Here is a 22796-nt window from a genome sequence, read left to right as displayed (position 1 = left end):
GCTGGTCGCCGGGCTCGCGGTCAGCCCCGCTTCCGCCGCGCCCGCCGACACCCCGGCGCCACCGGAGCACCCCTGGCAGTACGACCACTGGCCGCAGCGCCAGCCGTGGCAGGAGTCCCGCCCCGGCGGCACACCCCCCGAGGCCAGGCGCGCGGTCCAGGCCGGGTTCCCCGCCCCGCTGGACCCGCAGGACTGGCAGAACCCGGACCACATGACGTGGGCGGACTACCGCAAGCCGCCCAACACCAACTGGGCCGACCCGGAGACCGACGGGTCGGTACGGGACTTCAGAGGTGCGCTCGTCCTCCTGGACTACCCCAACCTGCCGTTCGCGGTGACCCAACCGCAGGGCTCCACGGTGTTCGGCAACCCGAGCGCGGAGGCCCACGACATCCCGCGCGCCGAGGTGGCCGACTTCTACCACGACTTCCTCAACGTTCCCGGCACGCTGAACCGCGGGCACACCATCCACGAGTGGTGGATGGAGGACTCCGGCGGCCGGTACGGCGTCGACCTGACCGCGTTCGGCCCCTACCAGCTGCCGGGCAAGTCCCACGAGTACGCGATGGAGTTCCAGGACGGCAACGGCTGCCCGAGCGGCGACCGGTGCGACCGCAACATCCGCACCGACGGCCGCGCCGCGTGGCTCGCCGCGGAGGGTCCGGAGGTGCCGGCCGGGTTCGACTTCGTCTTCTTCCTCTCGGCCGGCCAGGACGAGTCCTCCACCTGGCAGGAGTTCGGGATGATGAAGTTCCCGAACAAGGAGGACGTCACCGACGAGTTCGGCCCGCCGGACCCGGCCCTGCCCAACTGGGTCGACACCCGGTACGTCGACTGGACGTCCTGGGCGTCCGGCTCGACCATCTGGCCCAACGCCGGCGGCGGCTCCTCGACCCAGGCGGAGAGCTCGGGCATGAGCACCTACGCCCACGAGCTGAGCCACATCCTGGGGATCGGCGACAACTACAACAACCCGTTCGGGACCCCGCCCCGGCGGGCGTACTCGGGGATCTGGGAGATGCTCTCCCGCGGGACGTTCAACGGGCCCGGCGGCCCGCACAGCCGCTGGGTGATCCCGGCGACCGCCGGCTCCTCGATGGGCGCCCAGCACATGCTGCGCAACAAGATCAAGCTGGGGATGGTCGACGAGCGCAACGTCCTGCGGCTGTCCCGAGACGCGCTCGCCGACTCGGGACTGGTCGTCGCGACCGTGACCGCGCGGGTCGTCCAACCCGGACCGGCCGAGCTCTCCGGCATCAACATCGTGCTCGACGCCGGGGACCTGAGCCCGGCCTGCGACCCGACGACCGACCCGTTCTGCGACGGCGGCGGCTACCAGAACTACACGCTCGAGGTCGTGGACCGGATGGGTGCGGACTCGTTCACACCCGACGCCGGCGTGCTGCTGGCCAAGACCAAGAACGAGGACCGGGCGCCGTTCGAGTGGGTCATCGACGCCAACCCGCAGGACATCGGGATGACCGACTACGTGCTGCCGGACGGCACCGAGGTTCCGATCACCATCGGCGACTACCGGCAGCTGTCCGACGCGTTGTTCCACGCCGGCAACGACTCCGGCAGCGAGTACGAGTACGTCGACGAGGCCAACCGGCTGCACTTCTACGTGCTCAACCTCCGGCGCGACGCCGACGGGGAGCTGACCTACACCGTTGCCGTCCGATCGCTGGACGGTGCGGGGCCGCAGCGCCGCGGAGCACGGGTGCTGCCGACGATCGCCGTCCCCAACGGTGCCGGGCTCGCGACCTGCCGGTTCCAGCTCGCCAACGCCGGCGCGGGCACCCCGGCGGCCGGGGAGCATCCGGAGGACGTGCGGCGGTACCTCAACTCCGACGTCTACCGGTTGTCGGCCACCGTGGACGGTCGAGGCTGGGCGGTCAACCTGCCCAACTCGCTCACCAGCGCCGAGTTCGGCCGCTACGTGCAGGTCCCGGTGCACGCGCTGAGGACCGGCGCGGGTCCGGCGTCGGCGAAGGTGACGCTCACCGCCACCTCCGAGAGCGACCCGTCGAGGTCGTCCACGGCCACCTGCACCGTGGTCGAGCAGTGAGACGCACTGCCGTCGTGGCCGCCGCTGTCGTGGCGGCCACGACGGCGGGCCTGCCCGCCACCGCGTGGGCGGCGACCGGCGACGCGCGGGTCGTGCCGGTCCAGGTGACCGGCGACCCGGCCCAGCGGTTCAACCTGGTGTTCCTGGGCGACGGGTACACGGCGGCGGAGCTGCCGGAGTTCCGCGCCAACGTCGACAAACACCTCAACGTGCTGTGGACGCTCGAGCCGTTCAAGTCCTACCGCAGCTACCTGAACGTGTACGCGGTCGAGATCGAGTCCGCCGAGTCCGGGGTGGACTGCGATCCCGGTCTGGACGCGCCGAGCCGGAACACCCCGCTGGACATGGGTTTCTGGGGCGGCTGCGACCCCTCGAGCGTGCAGCGGCTGCTCACCGTGGACGGGACGGCCGCCAACCGGTACGCCGATCTGGTCCCCGGCACCTCGCCCGCCAACCGTCAGCTGCTGGCGCTGGGCAACAGCGACACCTACGGCGGCGCCGGCGGCACCAACGCCACCGCCTCGGGCGGCAACGCCCTGTCCGCGTTGATCACGCCGCACGAGCTCGGTCACTCCCTCGGTGGTCTGGACGACGAGTACGACTACTACCAGCGCGGTGTGCATGGCCTGCCCTACACCGGCGGCGAACCCGACTCGGTCCACCACACCCTGCTGACCAGGGCGCAGATGATCAGCCAACGCCGGAAGTGGTGGCGGTGGCTGGGCGAGAGGTCCGAGTCCGGTGGCGTGATCGGCCGGCACGAGGGCGGGCTCTACTCCGGCAGCGGGGTCTGGAAGCCGAGCGCCCACTCGATGATGCGCTCGCTGGGCTACTACTTCGACCAGGTCTCGCGTGAGCGGATGACCGAGCGGATCTCGGCCAAGACCCGGATCCTGCAGGACAGCACGCCAACGGCCGAGCCGATCGGCGCGGACCGGGTGGTGTGGGTCGAGACGATGTACCCGGTCAGCCACCAGCTCGATCTCACCTGGACCCTCGACGGCCGGCGGCTGCGCACCCGCGCACGCGCCCTCGACTTGTCCACACTGGACATTCCGCCGGGGGTGCACAGGCTCAGGGCGACCGTCGTCGACCCGACCCCGTTCGTGCGCGACCCGGCCGTCCGGTCGTCGGCGGCGCTGACCCAGAGCCGGACCTGGACGGTCGACACCGCGGTGACAACGCCCCTGGAGCAGGCGCCGGCCGCGTTCACGCTGTCGACGCCGACGACGGACCCGGTTGGCGCGACCGACGTGGTGTACGTGGAGACCACCCACCCGACCGACCGCAGACACCGGGTGCGCTGGGTGCTGGACGGCAGGCCGCTTCGGCCATCCGGCAACGACCGCGCGGTCGACCTGGAGCCGCTGCGGCTGACCGGCTCGCACACGCTCACCGCCGCCACCGGCGGCCACACGCTCTCCTGGCGGATCGACGCCTCGGTCCCGGACACGTCCTACTCGCTGTCCGAGCCGCTGCTCCGCCGCGGGCGGGAGCACATCGTCAACGGACCGTTCACCATGGCGCTCACCGGCGTCGACGACACCCCCGGGTACCTGGTGCGGGAGTTCCGCACCGACGGCGACGGCTGGTACAACTACTTCGGCTGGCCGACCGACCCGGACGCACCGTTCCTGTTCACGCCGAGCGGTACGAACATCGACGACCTCGTGTACGGCAAGCTCGGCAGGCCGCGGCTGTCCCCGTGGGACGACCCGACACCCGACTACGGCCGGCACACCATCGAGCACCGCGCGATCGACCCGAGCGGCAACATCGGCCCGGCCGAGGAGTTCGCGGTGACGCTGATCCCGCCGCCGCCGACGTGCACGCGCACGGTGAGCGGCCGGGTAGCCGGCCCACTCGTCCTGGTGAACGGGGTCACCTGTCTGGACCGGGCGACGGTGACCGGCCCGGTGACCGTGCGCCGTGGTGCGGGCCTGGTCGCCACCCGCTCGACGGTGTCCGGCCCGCTGACGGCGACCGGGGCGGACGCTGTGGAGCTGCTGAACAGCACGGTTGTCGGGCGGCTGACGGTCACCGCCACCAGGCGGGACGTGACGTTCGTCGGCGGGACTGTGCACGGTCCGGTGGTGCTGTCCGGCAATCGCACGGGGGAGCGTGCTCCGGTCCTCGCCGGTCTGGCCGTACGCGGCCCGCTCGCGTGTGTCGGCAACGCGCCGGCGCCAGTCGACCTGGAGGTGTCGAACGAGGTCACCGGCCCGACCGCTGGGCAGTGCGCGAACTTCTGAGCGGCTGGTCGTCCCTGGCGGCTATTGTGGACGAATGACCGAGCTGCGAGCCGACTGCGGTAAGTGCGTCGGCCTGTGCTGTGTGGCGCCGGCGTTCGCCGCGTCCACGGACTTCGCGGTCTCCAAGCCGGCCGGGCAGCCGTGCCTGAACCTGCTGAGCGACAACCGCTGTGGCATTCACGATTCCTTGCGCGCCAAGGGTTTCGCTGGCTGCACCGCCTACGACTGCTTCGGTGCGGGCCAGCGCATCACGCAGGAGGTGTTCCCCGGCCGCGACTGGCGCTCTACACCGGATGTCGCTGGCGCCATGTTCGCCGCGTTCGACGTCCTCCGCGACCTGCACGAGATCCTCTGGTACCTCACCGAAGCAGCCCGCCGCGCCCCCAAGTCGTTCCACAGTGAACTCACCACCGCCCGAGCCGAGACCGAGCGCATCGCACGCCAACCCCCCGAGCGGCTCGCCGCCGCCGACGTGGCACCCCACCGCGGGCAGGTTGCCGAGCTGCTTTCCCGGGTCAGCGCCGCCCTACGCGGCCGAGGTCCGCGCCACCGCGGCGCCGACCTCGTCGGCCGCGACCTGCGGGGCGCCGACCTGCGCCGAGCCGACCTCCGCGGCGCCTACCTGATCGGCGCCGACCTGACCCGCGCCGACCTGAGCGGTGCCGACCTCCTCGGCGCCGACCTGCGCGGCGCCAACCTCGCCGGAACCACCCTCTCGACGGCGTTGTTCCTCACCCAGATGCAGGTGAACAGCGCGACCGGTGACACGGCTACCCACCTGCCGCCGCGGCTTCGGCGGCCACCGCACTGGGGTCCCGGCGCGGGTCAGGCGGGGTCGTAGTCGAGGTTCGGCCGCAGCCAGCGTTCCACTTCGGACAGGTCCAGTCCTCGTCGCCGGGCGTAGTCCTCGACCTGGTCGCGGCCGAGCCGCCCGACTGTGAAGTACCGCGAGGCCGGGTGGGCGAAGATCAGCCCGCTGACGCTCGCCGCCGGGGTCATGGCGAAGGACTCGGTCAGGTCCAGGCCCAGCTCCTTGGCGCGCAGGAGGTCGAACAGGATCTCCTTCTCGCTGTGGTCGGGGCTCGCGGGGTAGCCCAGCGCCGGGCGGATGCCGCGGAACCGCTCCGCGTGCAGGTCCGCCAGCACCGGCTGGGCGTCCGGCTCGAACCAGGCGCGCCTGGCCTCGAGGTGGATGTACTCGGCGAACGCCTCGGCGAGCCGGTCGGCCAGGGCCTTGACCATGATCGACCGGTAGTCGTCGTTGGCCGCCTCGTGCGTGGCGGCCAGCTCCTCGGCGCCGTGGATGGCCACCGCGAAGCCGCCGAGGTGGTCACCGGCCGGCGCGACGTAGTCGGCGAGGCACCGGTTCGGGCGGCCCTCCGGCTTCTCGGTCTGCTGGCGCAGCATGGCGAACCGGGTGCCGTCATCGAGGACGATGTCGTCGCCCTCGGAGTGCGCGGGCCAGAAGCCGTACACGCCCTGCGCCTGCAGGGTGCCCTCGGCGATGATCTGGTCCAGCATGGCGTTCGCGTCGTCGTAGAGCTCGCGGGCCACCGGCTGGTCGAGGATCGCCGGGTACTTGCCCTTCAGCTCCCAGGCCAGGAACAGGAACTGCCAGTCGATCATCTCGCGCAGCTCGACGAGCGTCGGCGTCATCTTGCGCAGCCCGGTGAACGCCGGGACCGGCAGGTCGTCGAAGTCCACCCGCTCGCGGTTGGCGCGGGCCTGCTCCACCGTCAGCAGCGCCTTGCGGTGCCGGTGCTCGTGCGCCTCCCGCAGCTGCGCCTGCTCCGCCCGGTTGGTCACGGCGAGCTCCTCGGCCCGCCCCGGGTCCAGCAGGTTCGACACCACGCCGACCACCCGGGAGGCGTCCAGCACGTGCACGGTCGTGTTGTCGTAGGCCGGCGCGATCCGGACCGCGGTGTGCTGGCGGGAGGTCGTGGCACCGCCGATCAGCAGCGGCAGCTTCAGCCCGCGCCGCTGCATCTCGGTCGCCACCGACACCATCTCGTCCAGCGACGGCGTGATGAGGCCGGACAGGCCGACCGCGTCGGCGCCCTCGGCGACCGCGGTGTCCAGGATCTTCGCGGCGGGCACCATCACCCCGAGGTCGATCACCTCGTAGTTGTTGCAGCCCAGCACGACGCCGACGATGTTCTTGCCGATGTCGTGCACGTCGCCCTTGACCGTGGCGAGCACGACCTTGCCCTGGCCGCGCCCGGTGTCGATCTTGCCCTCGGCCTTGAGCCGCTCCTTCTCCGCCTCCATGTACGGCTCCAGGTAGGCCACCGAGCGCTTCATCACCCGCGCGCTCTTGACCACCTGTGGCAGGAACATCTTGCCGGAGCCGAACAGGTCGCCGACGATCTTCATGCCGTCCATCAGCGGACCCTCGATGACCTCGAGCGGCCGCGGCAGCTTCTGCCGCGCCTCCTCGGTGTCCTCCTCGATGAAGTCCACGATCCCGTGCACCAGGGCGTGCGACAGCCGCTCCTCGACCGTCCCCTCGCGCCAGCTCAGGTCGACCGTCCGCTTCGTACCGCTGCCCTTGACGTTCTCGGCGAAGGAGACGAGGCGGTCGGTGGCGTCCTCGCGCCGGTCGAACAGCACGTCCTCGACCAGCTCCAGCAGGTCGGCGGGGATGTCCTCGTACACGGCGAGCTGGCCGGCGTTGACGATGCCCATGTCCAGACCGGCACGCACGGCGTGGAGCAGGAACGCCGAGTGCATGGCCTCGCGGACGACGTTGTTGCCCCGGAAGGAGAACGACAGGTTGGAGATGCCGCCGGAGATGTGCACGCCGGGACAGCGTTCCTTGATCCGCGGCAGCGCGTCGATGAACGCCTTGGCGTAGCCGTTGTGCTCGCTGATCCCGGTCGCCACGGCGAGCACGTTCGGGTCGAAGATGATGTCCTCGGGCGGGAAGCCGGCCTCACGGGTCAGCAGGTCGTAGGCCCGCGCGCAGATCTCGACCTTGCGGTCGGCGGAGTCGGCCTGGCCCTGCTCGTCGAAGGCCATCACGACGACGCCGGCACCGTAGTCGCGGATCTTGCGCGCCTGGGCGAGGAACTGCTCCTCACCCTCCTTGAGGCTGATCGAGTTGACCACGCCCTTGCCCTGCACGCACTTCAGACCCGCCTCGAGGACGGTCCACCTGGAACTGTCGATCATGATGGGGATGCGGGCGACCTCGGGCTCGGTCGCGACCAGGTTCAGGAACGTGGTCATCGCCTGCTCGCTGTCGAGCAGGTCGGCGTCCATGTTGACGTCGAGCAGGTTCGCCCCGCCGCGCACCTGCTCGAGCGCGACGTCCAGCGCCGCCTGGTGGTCGCCGGCCTCGATCAGCCGGCGGAACTTGGCCGAGCCGGTCACGTTGGTCCGCTCGCCGATCATCACGAACCCGGTGTCCCGGCCGATCTCGAACGGCTCGAGCCCGGAGAAGCGCGTGGCCGGCGTCGCCGCGGGGATCTGGCGCGGCGGCACGCCGCGGACCGCCTCGGCGATCTTGGCGATGTGCGCCGGGGTCGTGCCACAGCAGCCGCCGACGAGGTTGACCATGTTCGCCCCGGCGAAGTCGGCGAGCAGCGCACTCGTCTCCTCCGGGGTCTCGTCGTAGCCGCCGAAGGCGTTGGGCAGGCCGGCGTTCGGGTGGCTGGCGACGTAGGTGTTGGCGAGCCGGGCGAGGTCGGCGACGTGCGGCCGCATCTCGGTGGCGCCCAGCGAGCAGTTCACGCCGACGACCAGCGGCTCGGCGTGCGCGACCGACCGCCAGAACGCCTCCACGGTCTGCCCGGAGAGCGTGCGGCCGGAGAGGTCCACGATCGTGACCGAGATCCACAGCGGCAGGTCGGGGGCGACCTCGCGGGCCGCCGCGATGGCGGCCTTGGCGTTGAGCGTGTCGAAGATCGTCTCGATCAGGAGCAGGTCCACCCCGCCCTCGGCAAGCGCGGCGATCTGCTCGGCGTAGGCGTCCTTGACCTGGTCGAACGAGACCGCGCGGTAGGCGGGGTCCTCGACGCGGGGGGAGAAGGACAGCGAGACGTTGAGCGGGCCGATCGAGCCGGCCACGAACTTCCCGCCGGCCTCGTCGGCGGCCTGGCGGGCGAGCCGCGCCGCGGTCACGTTCATCTCGTGCACCAGCCCCTGCAGGCCGTAGTCGGCCTGGGCGATGGAGGTCGCGGTGAACGTGTTGGTCGTGGTGATGTCCGCGCCGGCCGCCAGGTACTGGCGGTGCACGTCGAGGATCACGTCCGGCCGGGTGATGTTGAGCAGGTCGGGGTCGCCGGCCACGTCGTGCGTGTGGTCGACGAACCGGTCGCCTCGGTAGTCCTCCGGCGTCAGTCCCGCGTTCTGGAGCATGGTGCCCCAGGCGCCGTCGAGCACGACGATCCGCTGGTCCAGCAGGGCACGAAGGGCCTGATGACGCTCGCTGTGCATGCGGTACCTCCCAGAGTCACATCATGGGAGGCGCCCTTACAGCCGTACTACATACCGGGTCGAGCGTGGCGGACCCGTGGTCCGTTGCAGCGCCTCTCGACCCGTCCCCCAACGATATCGAACGTGATAAGGGCACGTTACCGTGCTCAGGTTTCGAGACGCGGATACCAACCGTACGGGTGACGGCGGTTGTTGTTCCGCGCGGGGGCGGTTCACGGCCTGGATGCCGCGACCGGTGCGGGCCGTCGTGACCAAGGTCACAACCGCCGGTCCGGAGGTACCACCGCCGCGTCCACATCCCGTACAGATCCGCTGCTCCCGGATGGGGGCGGTTGCTCGCCGCCCGGAATACTCGCTCGGGTGACGGTGCGGGTGGAGATCGGTGTCGAATCGGTCGGTGGGGTGGCTGTGGCGGCCAGGGGTGGCGTGGAGCGGATCGAGCTGTGCGCCGCACTCGGGGACGGCGGGCTGACACCGAGCGCCGGCCTGATCGAGCAGGCGGTGGCCAGCGCCGGCCGTACGGAGGTGCACGTACTGGTGCGGCCGCGCCCCGGCGACTTCCGCTACACGGCCAACGAGGTCGCCGTGATGCGTCGGGACATCGCGCTGGCGCGGGAGCTCGGCGCCGCCGGGGTGGTCTTCGGGGTGCTCAACGCCGGCGGCGGTGTGGACGACGCCTGCGCGGACCTCCTCGAGACGGCCGGTGACCTCGAGACCACCTTCCACCGGGCCATCGACGTGTCCGCGAACTCGGTGCGAGCGCTCGACCGGGTGGTCGAGCTGGGCTTCACCCGCGTGTTGACCTCCGGGCGCGCCCGGTTCGCGCTCGACGGCGCGGACCTGATCAGGGAGCTCAACGACCGCGCGGCCGGCCGGGTCCAGGTGATGGCCTGCGGCGGCGTCCGGGCTGGCAACGCCGGAGAGGTACTGGCCAGGACCGGGGTGCGCGACCTGCACGCCGCCGTGCGGATCCCGGTGCGTGGTGCGGCCGATCCGCTGTTTACCGCGATGGGTGTGCCCGAGGGCTTCGACCGCTTCGACACCGACATCGGCGGCATCGCCGCGCTCCGCGCGGTGGCGCTGAGCGCCTGAGCGGCGTCAGACGGCGTACACCTTGCGATACGTCTTCTCGAGCGGGGCGTCGAGGACTCCGGTGACCGGGTGTCCTCCCGCCTCCACCCAGGCGTGCATGGTGGTCGGATCGCTCGAGAACCCGAAACACCAGTCGGCTCGTCGCCGGAGCAGTGCTGCCGTGAGTACGGCGGTGAGCGACTGTTCGAGGCAGGCGAACCGGCCTGGGTAGTGGGTGCCGGCCCAGCGCACGGCCGACAGGCACCGCCGCACGTCGAGGTCGTCCGCGTCGCGGGCGCCCAGCAGGCTCTTGCCGACCGCGACCGCGCGGACCTGGGCCCGGAACGGCAGCCGGAGCAGAACCAGCGCGACGGGGAGCGCCACCACCGCGGCGATGCGGTGGGTGGCGGTGGGGGCGGCCTCCTCGTAACCGGGCAGGCTCATCAGGACGGCGGAGGTCCCGCGTTCGGGTCGCAGCTCGAGCAGACCGCGGCGAACGAGACCGTCGACGAGCCGGACCACGTCCTCCCGGACCTGCTCGACGCTGACGCCGGTGTGACGTTGCGCCAGCAGTGCCGCCACCCGGTCGATGTCGACGCCGTCGACGAGCCGGTCGACGACCTCGGCCCCGGTCCGGTTGATGATGTGCCAGCGGCCGGTTGCCCGGTTGAGCACCACGAGCCGACCGGACTCGTCCCGCCCCATCCGGGCGCGCTCGGGTACCGCGAAGCCGGTCACGGCGGGGCCACCGCTGTTCGCGTCCCCCGAAGCCAGACCTCCAACGCGAGCAGCTGGGTGAAGGGACCCCAGGGGACGGGCCGGCCCTCGATCGCGGCCTCGAGCACGGCACGCACCGGCGCGGGTTCGATCATCCCGTGGTCGGCGACGGCCGGGTCGGCCAGCAGCCGCCGCAGCCACGGCGCCGCCGCCCGGACTCCTCGGTAGGCGTCACCGCTGTAGTCGCCCTTGGTTCGGCGGGACAGGACGCAGTCGGGCACCAGGCCGGTGAGCGCGCAGCGGAGGAGGCGTTTGGGTGCTGTGGGGTCGGCCCGCAGGTGGGCCGGTACGGACAAGGCGGCCCGCACCACGTCCGGGTCCAGGAACGGGGCGTGGACCTCGATACCCAACTCCGCGCCCAGGTGTCGGACCACGTCCATTGTCCGCGACTGGTGCCGGAGCCAGGCACGGGTCACCACGTCCGCGCAGGCGGAGTCCTGTGCCGGGTCTCCCCGCCGGGCGGCCTCGCGGAGCTGCCCGGCGAGGGCGTGGCGGGCGCGCACGGTCAGCCAGTCCGCCTGGGGGCGGGGCCAGTACGCGATCCAGTCGTCCTCCCAGGACTCCCGGCCCGCGGGCCGGCCCGTCTCGATCCGCGAGGCGAGGGTGCGGAGTTCGCCTCGCCAGCCACGGACGCCGACCGTCATCGCCCGTCGGAACAGCTGATGGGGGGAGCGGGTGCGTAGCCGTGCCCAGGCGAGGCAGTGCCGCCACAACATCGGGAATTGTCCGTTTCGGGCGAGATCCGCGAGATAGATCGGGGGTGGTGAGAACAGCACGTCTCCGCCTTCTCCGACCAGGTGGCCGGTGCTGCCGAGTTCGCGGGCCATGGCCAGCCGGGCTTTTGTCGGCCCGACGAAGAATGGCGCGGCACAGGGCTGGTCCACGCTCGCCTGCCGGTCCGCGAACGGGAGTTGCTCCTCGCTTTCCGGAACGACCAGATGGGTCAGTTCGCGCCGGAGCCGGACGAATCGCGACGCACACCGGACGTCGTCGTGATCGGGATTGCCGAACGAGCGGGACGTCAGGCAGTGAACGTTCTCTCTCCCGTTCGCTGCCAGGAACGCGAGTGAGGACGAATCGATTCCGCCGCTGAAGTCGGCGCTCAGGATTGACGTTTCAGAGCGGCGTCGCTGTGTCGAGTGGAGCAGTGCCCGTCGGAGGCGTGTCGCGGCAATGGTCCAGTCGCCGCGCGGGATGGGTGTTCCGTAGGCGAGGCTATCCCGAAGATCGTGTGTACGCTCTGTCGGCACGGTATTCCCTGCGGCGCGACTAATCTCCCCGCACCGATTTCCGGTACCGAGCGCGTCACCTGCGCCGGGACAGACGGCGTTCCCGACGAGCGAGGTCCAGCAGTCGCCGCCGCGCGTCCCGGCCGGCCGCTCCGGCGCACCTGCGGCGCTCAGCGCGTCAGCACCTGATCCTGTCATGACCAGCAAAGATGTCCTTTCCGTGGGGGTCATCGCCGAGGTAGGGCCGGGTCGGCGGGACTGCTCCCAGCTTCCGGTGGCCGAGATTAATCCTTGCGCAGTGGGTGATTTCTCTGATTTCATGGTCGCTAGTGGTAGCTCTGGCCGTTCGCGTCCGAGGAGCCACTTGCGCTACCTCGTACGACGTCTTCCGACTTGCCTTCGTCCTCCACTGATGGGGGGGAGTATTCGCTCCCGAAGGCGGTTTTCCCAGGTCTCCTGAGGAGTGCGGAATCACAGGCGGAAACAAGCGCGCAAAGGCGATTGAGTAGAGACACGGGCGACCAGTGTAGGGCACTTTTCGGTGGAGGTAAGCGCCTATCGGGTGTGTCTCGTGCCTCGATCGGTGCGAATCGAACCCACCGAGAGTGGGCGTGCTCGGAACAGAGGGTAATGATCGCTTGGCACTGCTTGCCGCTTTCACCTACTGCAAGGGATCTTGTCACGGAATCTGGGCGCTGTCATGTCGACGTACGGTCATCGCTACCACTGTCGTGGAATCTGGTTCGATTGCTGCTCTGAAGCCGGCCGGTGCCGCCGAGTTCCTCGTGCTGGTTGCTGGAGGAGCCGTAAGATTTATCGTTCTGGATGGCATCGCCGGGATGCTCGGCGCGATGTGCTGCCGTATTCGCGACAAGTTGGGGAGCGTACGTGTTGCCCGAGGCCGTCGACCGCTCCAGGGCCGCCGGGCGGCTCGAGCCCGGCGGGTTCTTCGCCGTCGCGCTCGCGGCCGTTGCGGTGTGTGTCTGATCGTTGCCGGAGCGGCATGCGAACACGCCTCCGTGAGGGCTCGTTGCGGCTACCCTTAAATCTGGCGACTGCGGCTGTTCATGCTGAAGACTGGGGCGTGGCAGTAATGACTGATCGAACTGGGGCTCCGCTCGACGCCAGAGCCCTTCTGCGTGGTACTTCGGACACTGCCAAGGACATCAACCGTCGAAAGATCATTCGGTCGGTGATGATCAGCCCGAGGACGCAGGTCGGCATCGCGAAGGACACCCGTCTGTCGCCTGCCACCGTCTCGACCGCCGTTGCCGAGCTACAGCAGGAAGGGGTGTTTCGGGTCGAGACGGGGGAGGGCGAGCGGGGGAAGCGAGTCCACCTCGGCGACGTCCGTGGCGTGGCCGTCGGAATAGAGGTCGATCACAGTCGGGTGACGATCGGGGTCCGTCGCCTGGACGCCGTCGCACTGGAGTACGAGACCGCTGATTTCGGTCCTGACCAGCCTGTCGCGTTGCGTTTTCGTGAGGCCGCTCGGCTGGCCAAGGATTTGGTTGCTCGGATCGGCATGAGCAACGATCTCATCGTCTCCGTCGGTGTCGGGATCCCCGCCGCCGTCGACCCCCGGACGGCCAGGTTGACCCAGGTCTCGTCCTCTCTCGGCTGGGATGTCGGCGGTGACCTGCGGCTATTCTTGTATGACGAGTTTCCGGACACGCCCGTGATCGTGGACAACGAGGCCAACCTGGCGGCATACGGAGAATACGTCTACGGCGCGGGTCGAAACCACGAGACGATGCTGTACGTCAAGGCGTCGACCGGGATCGGTGCAGGTCTCGTCGTAAGAGGGCTCATTTTCCGCGGACGGCACGGCATCGCGGGCGAGATCGGCCATCTGACGATGGAGGCCGAGGGTCGGGTGTGTCGGTGCGGCAACCGGGGATGCCTGGAAACAGTTGCCGGAGGCGCGCGAATTCTCGAACAGGTCAGGCAGGCCTACTCCGGCTACCGACTTGATCTGCCCACGACCCTGGACCGTGTGGTCGAGCGGGCCAAGAGCGGCGATCCGGTGTGCCGTCGCGTACTGGAGGACGCCGCACGAACGATCGGCCTCGCGCTGGCCACCGTGTGCACCCTGTGGGACCCGGAGACCGTGGTGGTGGGCGGCGAGTTGGGTGGGGCAGCTGATCTTCTGCTCGACGTCCTTCGCGAGTCCATGCGTCGACACACCGTTCCCGGAGTGTTTCGCGTGGAGAACGAGCCGACCACGGTGGTCGCCTCCGAACTGGGCGCAGGGGCCGGAGCGCGGGGTGCACTCGCGTTCGGGCTTGAAGTTGAAGCCTCGGCGCGGAAAAAGTGAAGTAAGCGCCGGGAGAAACAACCAAGAAATTTCTCAGGTTGAAGGCGGCGCAGATCTGATCCGATCTGTCGGCGGCATCAGAATATTGTCGGCGATAGATCGTTGTCCCTGGTGACAACAGCGAATTACGATGCATTGCAGATCTTGGGGCCTATCGTACCCGGATCGGAGAAATCTGAGAAATTTCGTCTGCTGCTGCCTGTCCGGAAAGAGGACTTCGATCATGCAAAGTGGAGAGCCGAGCCCTGATGCCACCGGACAACGTGACAGCACGGCCCGCCGGTGGGCCACCTGGACCTACCAGCGCACCGTGCTCGTCGGGGTCCACACGATCACCAGCCTGATGCGCCTGGAAGACCACGTCATGCTCGTCGAGGGCGACCCGCGGCTACAGATCCTGTACACCCAGGTGCCGGACCGGCTCGGCGACGGCGTCGGGAAGTGCCTGGCCGAGCTCGAGGTTCGGACGCTGCCCTGGCAGGAGGCGGTGCAGGGATCGTTCGACCTCACGGTGTCCGCGAGCCTCCACCGGATGGGCGAGGTGCCCGCCAAGAAGCGGTTCTCCGCCCCGCACGGCGCTGGTTTCACCAAGCTCTGGCCCGCCTGGGCCTGGCCCGGCGACGCCGACGCCCGCCCGGTCTACGGCCTGGACCGGGAGTCGCTCCTCGACGCCGTCGGCGGACCGATCTTCGACGCCCTGGTGGTACCCCACCCCGACCACATCACGACCCTTGCCCGGCAGTGCCCGGAGTCCGTGCCCTACGCACTGGTCACCGGCGATCCGTGCCTCGACCGGCTGCTGGCATCCGCCTCCCGGCGCGAGCACTACCGCACCGGCCTGGGTGTCCGGCCCGCTCAGGTACTGGTCGCCGTCGCCTCGACGTGGGGACGGCACTCGCTGATCGCCACCCAGCGCGACGTGCTGCTGCGGCTGACGGCGGAGCTGCCGGCGAACCACCGGGTGATCGCGACGCTCCACCCCGCGGTCTGGGCCGAGCACGGCACCCGTCAGGTCCGGAACTGGATGCGCGAGGTCCGTGCCGTCGGCGTGGACCTCATCGACGTCGGTGAGGACTGGCGTGGGCTCGTCGCCGCCGCGGATCTGCTGGTCGCCGACCACGGTTCGCTCGCGGCGTATGCGGCCGCGACTCGCGTGCCCGTGCTGTTCAGCCCGTTCGGCGGGACCGACGTGGACAGTTCCTCGGTGGTGGCCGAGCTGGCGGCGGTGAGCCCACGGCTCGTGGCCGACGTGCCGCTCCTCACGCAGCTCCAGGCGGCCGTCCACGCACAGCCCGCGCAGTGGCGGGTCGCGCGCCGGCGAGTCGCGGCGATGCGCGGCCAGTCCGCCGAGGTCCTCCGCCAGTGCCTGTACCGGTTGCTGGAGCTGCCCGAACCGGAGGAAGCCACTGCCTGGCCCCAGGTTCCGGTTCCTCGGCTCGTGGATGGGGACTGACATGCGCACCAGCCCGTCGTCCGCCGAGCCGAGCCATCGGACAGAGGTCTTCCCCACACACCGGTCGATGCTGGTCCTCGACATCGAGGGCTTCTCGGACCGGCATCGCGACGACAGCTCCAGAACCGTCCTTCGCGAGCGTTTCTACGCCCTGCTCCACGAGAGCCTCGCCGGTGCGGGCATCCCCTGGCAGTCGTGTCACCACGAGGACCGCGGCGACGGCGCGATCGTGCTCGTATCACCATTGGTACCCAAGGTCTTACTGCTGGACCCGCTGCTCTCGTGCCTTTCGGCGGCCCTGGCCGAGCACAACCGGAGCGCGCGGGTCGGTGAGCGGTTCCGCCTGCGGTTGGCTGTCCACGCGGGCGAGGTGTCCACCGACCGGTACGGCCTGTCCGGGACCGACCTGATCACGGCCTGCCGTATGGCAGACGCCGACGAGCTTCGTGCCTCCCTCCGCGAGTCGCCGGTCGACCTGGCCGTCGTCGTCTCCGACACGATCTACGAGGGGACCGTCAGGCACCGGTACCGCAACCTCGACCCGGTCGACTACCACCCCGTGTCGTTGGAGGCCAAGAAAGCCAGGATCCGAGCGTGGATGTACCGGCCGTCCGGCGTGGTACCTCCTCCGGCGCCGACGGCGGGTGCGCGTGAGTCCGAACAGGACTGTCCACATCAGGTTCCGCCGTCGCTCGGCGTCTTCGCCGGCCGCGAGCGCGAGCTGGACGCTCTCGACCGGGCAGCACCTGGCCTCGTCCTCGTCGTCGGGCCGCCAGGAGTGGGCAAGAGCGCTCTGGCCGTACGGTGGGCGAACCGGGCGAAGGACCGGTTCGTCGACGGCTGCCTGTACGCGGACCTGGGTGGTCCACTCGCACCCGTTCCTCCCGGACAGGTCCTGCGCCGGTTCCTGCGAGCACTCGGCGTGCCGGACGTCACCCTTCCGGCCGATCCCGCCGAGCAGGCCGACCTGTTCCGCACGGTGACCTCCGGACGGAGGATTCTGGTCGTGCTGGACCACGCTGGTTCACTCGGGCAGGTACGTGCGTTGTTGCCCTCGCCATCGACGACCACGACCGTCGTCACCGGCAGCTCGAGACTGGACGCGTTGACCGTGGAGGGCGCACAGCTGATCGAGCTCGGACCCCTGTCCGCCGAAACCGGCGTCCACCTGATGTCCGTTCTGGTCGGTCGGTCACGCGTCGCCGCCGAGCCTGATGCCTTGGCGCGCCTGGTGGAGCTGTGCGGCGGCCTCCCCGTCGCCCTCGTCGTCGCCGCCGGGAGGCTCGCCCACCGTCGGCAGTGGACCGTTCAGCAGGCAGTGGCCGACCTGCTCGACGAGAGGCGGAGGTTGGACCGGCTCGCCCTCGGCGCCGAACCGTCGGTGCGAGCCGTGTTCGATCGGGCCTACAGGGAGCTCTCACCAGGGGCCGCACGCCTGTACCGGCTTCTCGGTCTCCACCCGGGCCCGGACTTCGACGCCGAGGCGGCGGCCGCGCTCATCCAGTCCCGGGCGGCCGAAGCGGAGGAGCGCCTCGAAGAGTTGCTGGGCGCGGACCTCCTGCAGGAGCGGCAGACCGGGCGCTTCCGGTTGCTCGACCTGGTCCTGCTGCATGCTCGAGAGCGGGCCGAGACGGAGGAGTCGCACGTGGAGCGCCACCTCGCGACACGGCGGTTGGCGGACTGGTACCTGTACACGGCGGCTGCCGCCGACGCGGTGCTCACCCCCCACCGGCGCCGCACCCGGCCGCGGGTCGAGCACGTTCCACTCGAACCGCCGGTGTTCGCCGATCACCTCGCCGCCCTGCGGTGGCTGGTGCGGGAACGGCGGGTTCTCCACGCCGTCGCTCGACAGGCGGTCGTCGGGACCCCGGCGGTGGCCTGGCGGATTGCCGACGCCATGTGGGGTCTCTTCCTGACCTGCGGGCACCACCAGGACTGGCTGGCGGTCGACGAGCTCGCACTCGATGCCGCACGCCGGTGTGGGGACCGGGAGATGGAGGCCGAGTCGGAGGACCGGCTGGGGCTCGCGCTCAACGCGGTCCGCCGTTACGGCGAGGCGCTGGAGCACATGGCCGGTGCGGCCCGGTTCTGGGAGGAGCTCGGTCGCCCCGTCCGGGTCGCGAGCTCGATCGAACGGACCGGCTTCGTCCACCTCGAACAGGGTCGGGTCGACCTGGCCATCGACCGCTTCGGCCGCGCGTTGGCGCTTTACCGAACGCTCGACCAGTCCCGCAACGTCGGCTTGGTGCTGGTCAGCCTCGCGCGGGCGTCGATCGCGGCCGGCCGCCCCGAGGACGCCGTGCGGCACGCCCGGACGGCGAGCGCCTACCTGGGGGGTCTGGACGTTCCCGATCCTTACAACCTCGCCCGGTGCTACACCGTGCTCGCCAGGGCCGAGGCCATGACCGGTCGCACCGGGAGCGCGCTGCCCCTCCTCCAGGCTGCGTCAGCCCTGATGCGGGCCGTCGGCTCGGTACTGGGTGCCGCGGACATCTGGTGGGTCACCGCGGAGCTGCACCGCACGGCGGGGGAGGCGGAGTCCGCGCGCGACGCCTACCGGCGGGCCGTGGAGCTGCTCGCCACGTCGGGGAGCCCGGCCAGCGCGGAGGTACGCGAACGCCTGGCGAACCTCGAAGCCGACTCCGACGAGACGGCCTGGTTCTGATCGCACCACCATCACGTGACAGGCGCTAGTTGTTCGGCTGGAGGCCGCGAAGCAGGGGGAGGTAGACCTCGTCGACGAGCTCGGCGATGGTGGAGTCGGGGACCGGGGTGCGGCAGAGCATGGACTCGTTGCGGATGAGGTCGAGGGGGACCCGGCCCGCCCGGGGGGAGACGGTGACCGGTGCCAGCTCGCCGCGGGCCACCGCGCGGTCGATGATCTTCTGGATGACCTGCACCATCGGCGGGGACTTGAGGCGTTCCTGCAGCAAGGCGGCCATCTCGGGATGGCGGAACGTCTCGCCCATCACGCCGGCGATCATCGAGCCCATCATTCGGTCCGCTCGGTGGGCGATCGCGCCGAACAACGCCATCAGGTCGCCGCGGAGCGTCCCGGTGTCCTTGAAGTCGGGGCGCATGGGGCTCTGCCGCCCCCACGCGGCCAGCACCAGCTCCGCCCGGTTCGCCCAGCGCCGGTAGATCACCGGCTTGCTCGTGCCGGCCCGCGCGGCGACCGCCTCGATGGTCACCCCCGCGTAGCCCACCTCGTTGAGCTCCTCCCAGGCCGCCTCGAGGATCGCCCGCTCCAGCTGCTCACCGCGACGTCGGGGCTTGGACTCACCCAACCCTGCCCCCTTTAAAGTACGTTGCGTTTCTTATGTGACTAGCCTACCGTGGCTCTCACAAGATACGCATCGTTTCTTCTGTAGGGGGATCCTTGCTGAGCCGTCTGCTCCGTACCCACCTGCGGCCCTACCGGCGGGAGCTCGCCGCCGTGCTCGTGCTGCAGCTGGTCGGGACGATCGCCTCGCTCTACCTGCCCAGCCTCAACGCCGACATCATCGACCGGGGGATCGCGACCGGGGACACCGACTACATCGTCTCGACCGGCGGGTGGATGCTCGTCGTCACGCTCGTGCAGATCGTCTGCTCGGTCATCGCCGTCTACTTCGGAGCCCGCGTCGCGATGGCGTTCGGGCGGGACGTGCGGGCCGCGGTCTTCCACCGGGTCGGGCGGTTCTCGGCGCGGGAGGTCGCCGGGTTCGGGCCGCCGTCGCTGATCACGCGCAGTACCAACGACGTCCAGCAGGTGCAGCTGTTGGTGGCCATGCTCTGCACGATGTTCGTCACCGCGCCGATCATGTGCGTCGCCGGGGTGGTGATGGCGTTGCAGGAGGACGTCGGGCTGTCCTGGCTGCTGCTGGTCTGCGTGCCGCTGCTGATCGTCTGCATCGGACTGATCATCCGGCGGATGGTGCCGCAGTTCCGCGCCATGCAGGACCGGATCGACGTGGTGAACCGGGTGCTGCGCGAGCAGCTGTCCGGTATCCGCGTGGTCCGCGCGTTCGTCCGGGAGCGGGCCGAGACCCGCCGGTTCGCCGACGCCAACGCGGCGCTCACCGACACAGCCCTGCGGGTCGGCCGGCTCCAGGCGATGGTCTTCCCGACGGTGATGCTCATCCTGAACGGCTCCGGCATCGCCGTTCTCTGGTTCGGCGCCTACCGCGTCGAGGCGGGCGAGATGCAGGTCGGGGCGCTGACCGCGTTCCTCAACTACCTGCTGCAGATCCTCATGTCGGTGATGATGGCGACGTTCATCTCGATGATGATCCCGCGTGCCGCCGTCTGCGCCGAGCGGATCAACGAGGTGCTGGACACCGAGTCCTCGGTCCGGCCGCCGCTGGAGCCGGTGCGCGAGCTGGCCCGGCGGGCTGAGGTCGAGCTGCGCGGTGTCGAGTTCCGGTATCCCGGCGCCGCGAGCCCCGTCCTGCGCGACATCTCCTTCCGGGCCGGCGCCGGCCAGACCACGGCGATCATCGGCAGCACCGGTGCCGGCAAGTCGACGCTGCTCTCGCTGATCCCGCGGCTCATCGACGCCACCGACGGCAGCGTCCTGGTCGACGGCGTCGACGTCCGGGAGCTCGACGAGGAGGTGCTGCGCACCCGGATCGGCCTGGTGCCGCAGCGGGCATACCTGTTCACCGGGACCGTCGCGAGCAACCTGCGCTACGGCAACCCGGACGCCACCGACGAGGAGCTGTGGCAGGCGCTGGAGATCGCACAGGCCAGGGACTTCGTCGAGCGGATGCCCGACGGGCTGGACGCCGCGATCGCGCAGGGCGGCACCAATGTCTCCGGCGGCCAGCGGCAGCGGCTCGCGATCGCCCGCGCGCTGGTCCGCCGGCCGGAGATCTACCTGTTCGACGACGCCTTCTCCGCGCTCGACGTCGAGACCGACGCGCAGCTGAGGGCGGCGCTGCGCCCGCACACCCGCGACGCCGCGGTGCTCGTCGTCGCCCAGCGGATCACGACCATCCTCGACGCCGACCAGATCGTCGTGCTGGACAACGGCTCGGTCGTCGGCATCGGAACCCACCGCCAACTGCTCGACACGTGTCCGACCTACGTCGAGATCGTCGAGTCCCAGCTCACCCCGGAGCAGGTCGCATGAGACACCTTCTGTCAACCTCCAGAACCGTGAGCTCAGGGGACCGTGACGCAACCCAGCCGCAAGTACGTGCCCAAACCGAGCGCTTCCTACCCAAGCCCACCAACAGGGAAGAATCCGGGGAGGCGGAACTGTCATGAGCACGACAACCCAGGCCCGTCCGCGGCCCCCCGTCGGCGGGCGGGGAATGCCCGGGATGGGCATGCCGGTGGAGAAGCCGAAGAACTTCGGGCCGTCGGCCAAGCGCCTTGCCGCGCGGTTGCACCCGGAGCGGGTCGCGCTCGCCGTGGTCGTCCTGCTCTGCGTGGCCAGCGTGGCGTTTGCCGTGGCGGGTCCCAAGGTGCTCGGGCACGCCACGGACATCATCTTCGGCGGCGTGCTCGCGCGGATGCGGGACGTCCCCGGCGCGGGTATCGACTTCTCGGCGCTGGCCGGCGTGCTGACCTGGGTACTGGGGCTGTACCTGGCGTCGTCGTTGTTCGGTTGGGTCCAGGGGCGGCTGCTCAACGACGTGGTGCAGCGCGTGGTGTACCGGCTGCGCGAGGACGTCGAGGCCAAGCTGCACCGGCTGCCGCTGCGCTACTTCGACCGCCAGCCGCGCGGGGAGCTGCTGTCCCGGGTGACCAACGACATCGACAACATCTCGACCACCCTGCAGCAGACGTTGAGCCAGCTGCTCACCTCGTTGCTGACCGTGGTGGGCGTGGTCGTGATGATGCTGACGATCTCGCCGCTGCTGGCGCTGATCGCGCTGGCGGTGATCCCGCTGTCGGTGGTGGTCACGGGGGTCATCGGTAAGCGGGCGCAGAAGAAGTTCGTCGCGCAGTGGCGGCAGACCGGCGCGCTCAACGCGCACATCGAGGAGGCGTTCACCGGCCACCAGCTGGTCACGGTGTTCGGCCGGCAGCGGGAGTCGGAGGCGGAGTTCCGGCGCCGCAACGACGAGCTGTTCGAGTCGGCGCACGGCGCGCAGTTCATCTCCGGCCTGATCATGCCGGCGATGATGTTCCTGTCGAACCTGAGCTACGTCGTGGTCGCCGTGGTCGGCGGCCTGAGGATCACGTCGGGGACGATGACGCTGGGTGAGGTGCAGGCGTTCATCCAGTACTCGCGGCAGTTCACCCAGCCGCTGACCCAGGTGGCGTCGATGGCGAACCTGATGCAGTCCGGGGTGGCGTCGGCCGAGCGGGTGTTCGAGCTGCTGGACGCCGAGGAGCAGGAGCCCGACCCGCGGGAGGCGGCGGTGGCCGCCCAGCGCCGCGGCCGGGTCGAGTTCGAGCACGTGAGCTTCTCCTACCGGGAGGACCAGCCGCTGATCGAGGACCTGTCGCTGGTGGCCGAGCCCGGCCAGACGGTCGCGATCGTCGGCCCGACCGGCGCCGGCAAGACGACGCTGGTCAACCTGATCCTGCGGTTCTACGAGCTCGACGGGGGCCGGATCACGCTGGACGGCGTCGACGTCCGCTCGATGCGCCGCGAGGACCTGCGTTCCCAGGTGGGGATGGTGCTCCAGGACACCTGGCTGTTCGGCGGGACGATCCGGGACAACATCGCCTACGGCCGCCCCGAGGCCACCGAGGAGGAGATCCTCGCCGCGGCGAGGGCGACGTTCGTCGACCCGTTCGTGCGGTCCCTGCCCGACGGCTACGACACGGTGATCGACGAGGAGGGGACGAACGTCAGCGCCGGCCAGAAGCAGCTGCTGACGATCGCCAGGGCGTTCCTGGCGAGCCCGTCCCTGCTGATCCTCGACGAGGCCACCAGCTCTGTCGACACCCGGACCGAGTCGCTGGTCCAGCACGCGATGGCCGCACTCCGCTCCTCGCGGACGAGCTTCGTCATCGCCCACCGGCTGTCGACGATCAGGGACGCGGACCTGATCCTGGTGATGGAGGAGGGCCGGATCGTCGAACAGGGCACACACGACCAGCTGCTGGAACGCGAGGGCGCCTACCGCCGGCTGTACAACGCCCAGTTCGCCGCGGCGACGAGCTAAGTGGTCGACCGAGGGAACGGGGAGAGGGCGGCACCCCGTTCCCTCAGAGCCTGTTCCTGAACTTATTTGGTGAGGCGTTGGCTGGT

General features: G+C 70.1%; 13 protein-coding genes and 1 riboswitch. Of the genes, 9 read left to right on the top strand and 4 right to left on the bottom strand.

The window, feature by feature from the left end:
* The first annotated feature begins 211 nt into the window (after positions 1 to 211).
* From BU204_RS10860 to BU204_RS10850, 3 genes are read left to right on the top strand one after another with little or no spacing between them, the layout of a single operon-like run.
* Positions 212 to 2068, top strand: coding sequence for a metallopeptidase domain-containing protein (locus BU204_RS10860; protein WP_233160046.1), 1857 nt, complete (start codon positions 212 to 214; stop codon positions 2066 to 2068).
* Positions 2065 to 4320: a M64 family metallopeptidase gene (locus BU204_RS10855; RefSeq protein WP_075125495.1), complete on the top strand. Its 2256-nt coding sequence runs from the start codon at positions 2065 to 2067 to the stop codon at positions 4318 to 4320. Before BU204_RS10860 ends, BU204_RS10855 begins: the two co-directional genes overlap by 4 nt.
* Positions 4321 to 4354: 34 nt before the next feature.
* The gene (locus tag BU204_RS10850) at positions 4355 to 5161 is read left to right on the top strand and encodes a pentapeptide repeat-containing protein (protein WP_075125494.1); all 807 of its coding nucleotides are present in this window, start codon (positions 4355 to 4357) and stop codon (positions 5159 to 5161) included.
* On the opposite strand, the gene metH is transcribed toward BU204_RS10850, so the two are convergent.
* On the bottom strand, positions 5146 to 8757 hold the full coding sequence (gene metH / locus BU204_RS10845; RefSeq protein ID WP_075125493.1) for a methionine synthase: 3612 nt from the start codon (positions 8755 to 8757) through the stop codon (positions 5146 to 5148). The genes BU204_RS10850 and metH overlap by 16 nt on opposite strands.
* 21 nt (positions 8758 to 8778) lie before the next feature.
* Positions 8779 to 8861: riboswitch (S-adenosyl-L-homocysteine riboswitch) on the bottom strand.
* A gap of 256 nt (positions 8862 to 9117) precedes the next feature.
* Between metH and BU204_RS10840 the strand changes: the two genes are divergently transcribed.
* A complete protein-coding gene (locus BU204_RS10840; RefSeq protein WP_075125492.1) occupies positions 9118 to 9849 on the top strand; it encodes a copper homeostasis protein CutC in 732 nt (243 codons plus the stop codon).
* Positions 9850 to 9855: 6 nt separating this feature from the next.
* Here BU204_RS10840 and BU204_RS10835 read toward each other — a convergent pair whose 3' ends face one another.
* Positions 9856 to 10566, bottom strand: coding sequence for a lasso peptide biosynthesis B2 protein (locus BU204_RS10835; RefSeq protein WP_083661194.1), 711 nt, complete (start codon positions 10564 to 10566; stop codon positions 9856 to 9858).
* On the bottom strand, positions 10563 to 12032 hold the full coding sequence (locus tag BU204_RS10830) for an asparagine synthase-related protein (protein WP_233160008.1): 1470 nt from the start codon (positions 12030 to 12032) through the stop codon (positions 10563 to 10565). Before BU204_RS10830 ends, BU204_RS10835 begins: the two co-directional genes overlap by 4 nt.
* A gap of 997 nt (positions 12033 to 13029) precedes the next feature.
* Here BU204_RS10830 and BU204_RS10825 point away from each other — a divergent pair.
* The 3 genes from BU204_RS10825 (at position 13030) to BU204_RS10815 (ending at position 18269) form a co-directional block, all read left to right on the top strand.
* A complete protein-coding gene (locus BU204_RS10825; RefSeq protein WP_233160044.1) occupies positions 13030 to 14151 on the top strand; it encodes an ROK family protein in 1122 nt (373 codons plus the stop codon).
* A 223-nt stretch (positions 14152 to 14374) separates the two neighbouring features.
* Positions 14375 to 15604, top strand: a complete 1230-nt coding sequence (locus BU204_RS10820) for a hypothetical protein (RefSeq protein WP_143229435.1) — start codon at positions 14375 to 14377, stop codon at positions 15602 to 15604.
* A gap of 67 nt (positions 15605 to 15671) precedes the next feature.
* The gene (locus tag BU204_RS10815; protein ID WP_158073439.1) at positions 15672 to 18269 is read left to right on the top strand and encodes an NB-ARC domain-containing protein; all 2598 of its coding nucleotides are present in this window, start codon (positions 15672 to 15674) and stop codon (positions 18267 to 18269) included.
* Positions 18270 to 18294: 25 nt separating this feature from the next.
* Here the strand turns inward: BU204_RS10815 and BU204_RS10810 are convergent, their stop codons facing one another.
* Positions 18295 to 18891: a TetR/AcrR family transcriptional regulator gene (locus tag BU204_RS10810; protein WP_075125487.1), complete on the bottom strand. Its 597-nt coding sequence runs from the start codon at positions 18889 to 18891 to the stop codon at positions 18295 to 18297.
* A gap of 92 nt (positions 18892 to 18983) precedes the next feature.
* Between BU204_RS10810 and BU204_RS10805 the strand changes: the two genes are divergently transcribed.
* Together BU204_RS10805 and BU204_RS10800 are read left to right on the top strand one after the other, a co-directional pair.
* Positions 18984 to 20717 (top strand): ABC transporter ATP-binding protein, encoded by a 1734-nt coding sequence (locus BU204_RS10805; RefSeq protein WP_075125486.1) that lies wholly within the window; start codon positions 18984 to 18986, stop codon positions 20715 to 20717.
* Between the two features lie 133 nt (positions 20718 to 20850).
* Complete coding sequence (locus tag BU204_RS10800; protein ID WP_075125485.1) at positions 20851 to 22710, top strand: ABC transporter ATP-binding protein; 1860 nt, start codon at positions 20851 to 20853, stop codon at positions 22708 to 22710.
* The last annotated feature ends 86 nt before the right edge of the window (positions 22711 to 22796 follow it).

It is taken from the genome of Actinophytocola xanthii (assembly GCF_001921205.1).
Taxonomy (GTDB): domain Bacteria; phylum Actinomycetota; class Actinomycetes; order Mycobacteriales; family Pseudonocardiaceae; genus Actinophytocola; species Actinophytocola xanthii.
This window is presented reverse-complemented; position numbering and strand designations above follow the sequence as displayed.

Bases quoted from the DNA above. Each gene is read 5' to 3' on its own strand.
- BU204_RS10860 (WP_233160046.1), top strand. From the start codon at position 212: ATGACGTGGGCGGACTACCGCAAGCCGCCCAACACCAACTGGGCCGAC.
- BU204_RS10850 (WP_075125494.1), top strand. From the start codon at position 4,355: ATGACCGAGCTGCGAGCCGACTGCGGTAAGTGCGTCGGCCTGTGCTGT.
- metH (WP_075125493.1), bottom strand. From the start codon at position 8,757: ATGCACAGCGAGCGTCATCAGGCCCTTCGTGCCCTGCTGGACCAGCGG.
- BU204_RS10830 (WP_233160008.1), bottom strand. From the start codon at position 12,032: ATGACAGGATCAGGTGCTGACGCGCTGAGCGCCGCAGGTGCGCCGGAG.
- BU204_RS10825 (WP_233160044.1), top strand. From the start codon at position 13,030: ATGATCAGCCCGAGGACGCAGGTCGGCATCGCGAAGGACACCCGTCTG.
- BU204_RS10820 (WP_143229435.1), top strand. From the start codon at position 14,375: ATGCAAAGTGGAGAGCCGAGCCCTGATGCCACCGGACAACGTGACAGC.
- BU204_RS10815 (WP_158073439.1), top strand. From the start codon at position 15,672: ATGCTGGTCCTCGACATCGAGGGCTTCTCGGACCGGCATCGCGACGAC.
- BU204_RS10800 (WP_075125485.1), top strand. From the start codon at position 20,851: ATGAGCACGACAACCCAGGCCCGTCCGCGGCCCCCCGTCGGCGGGCGG.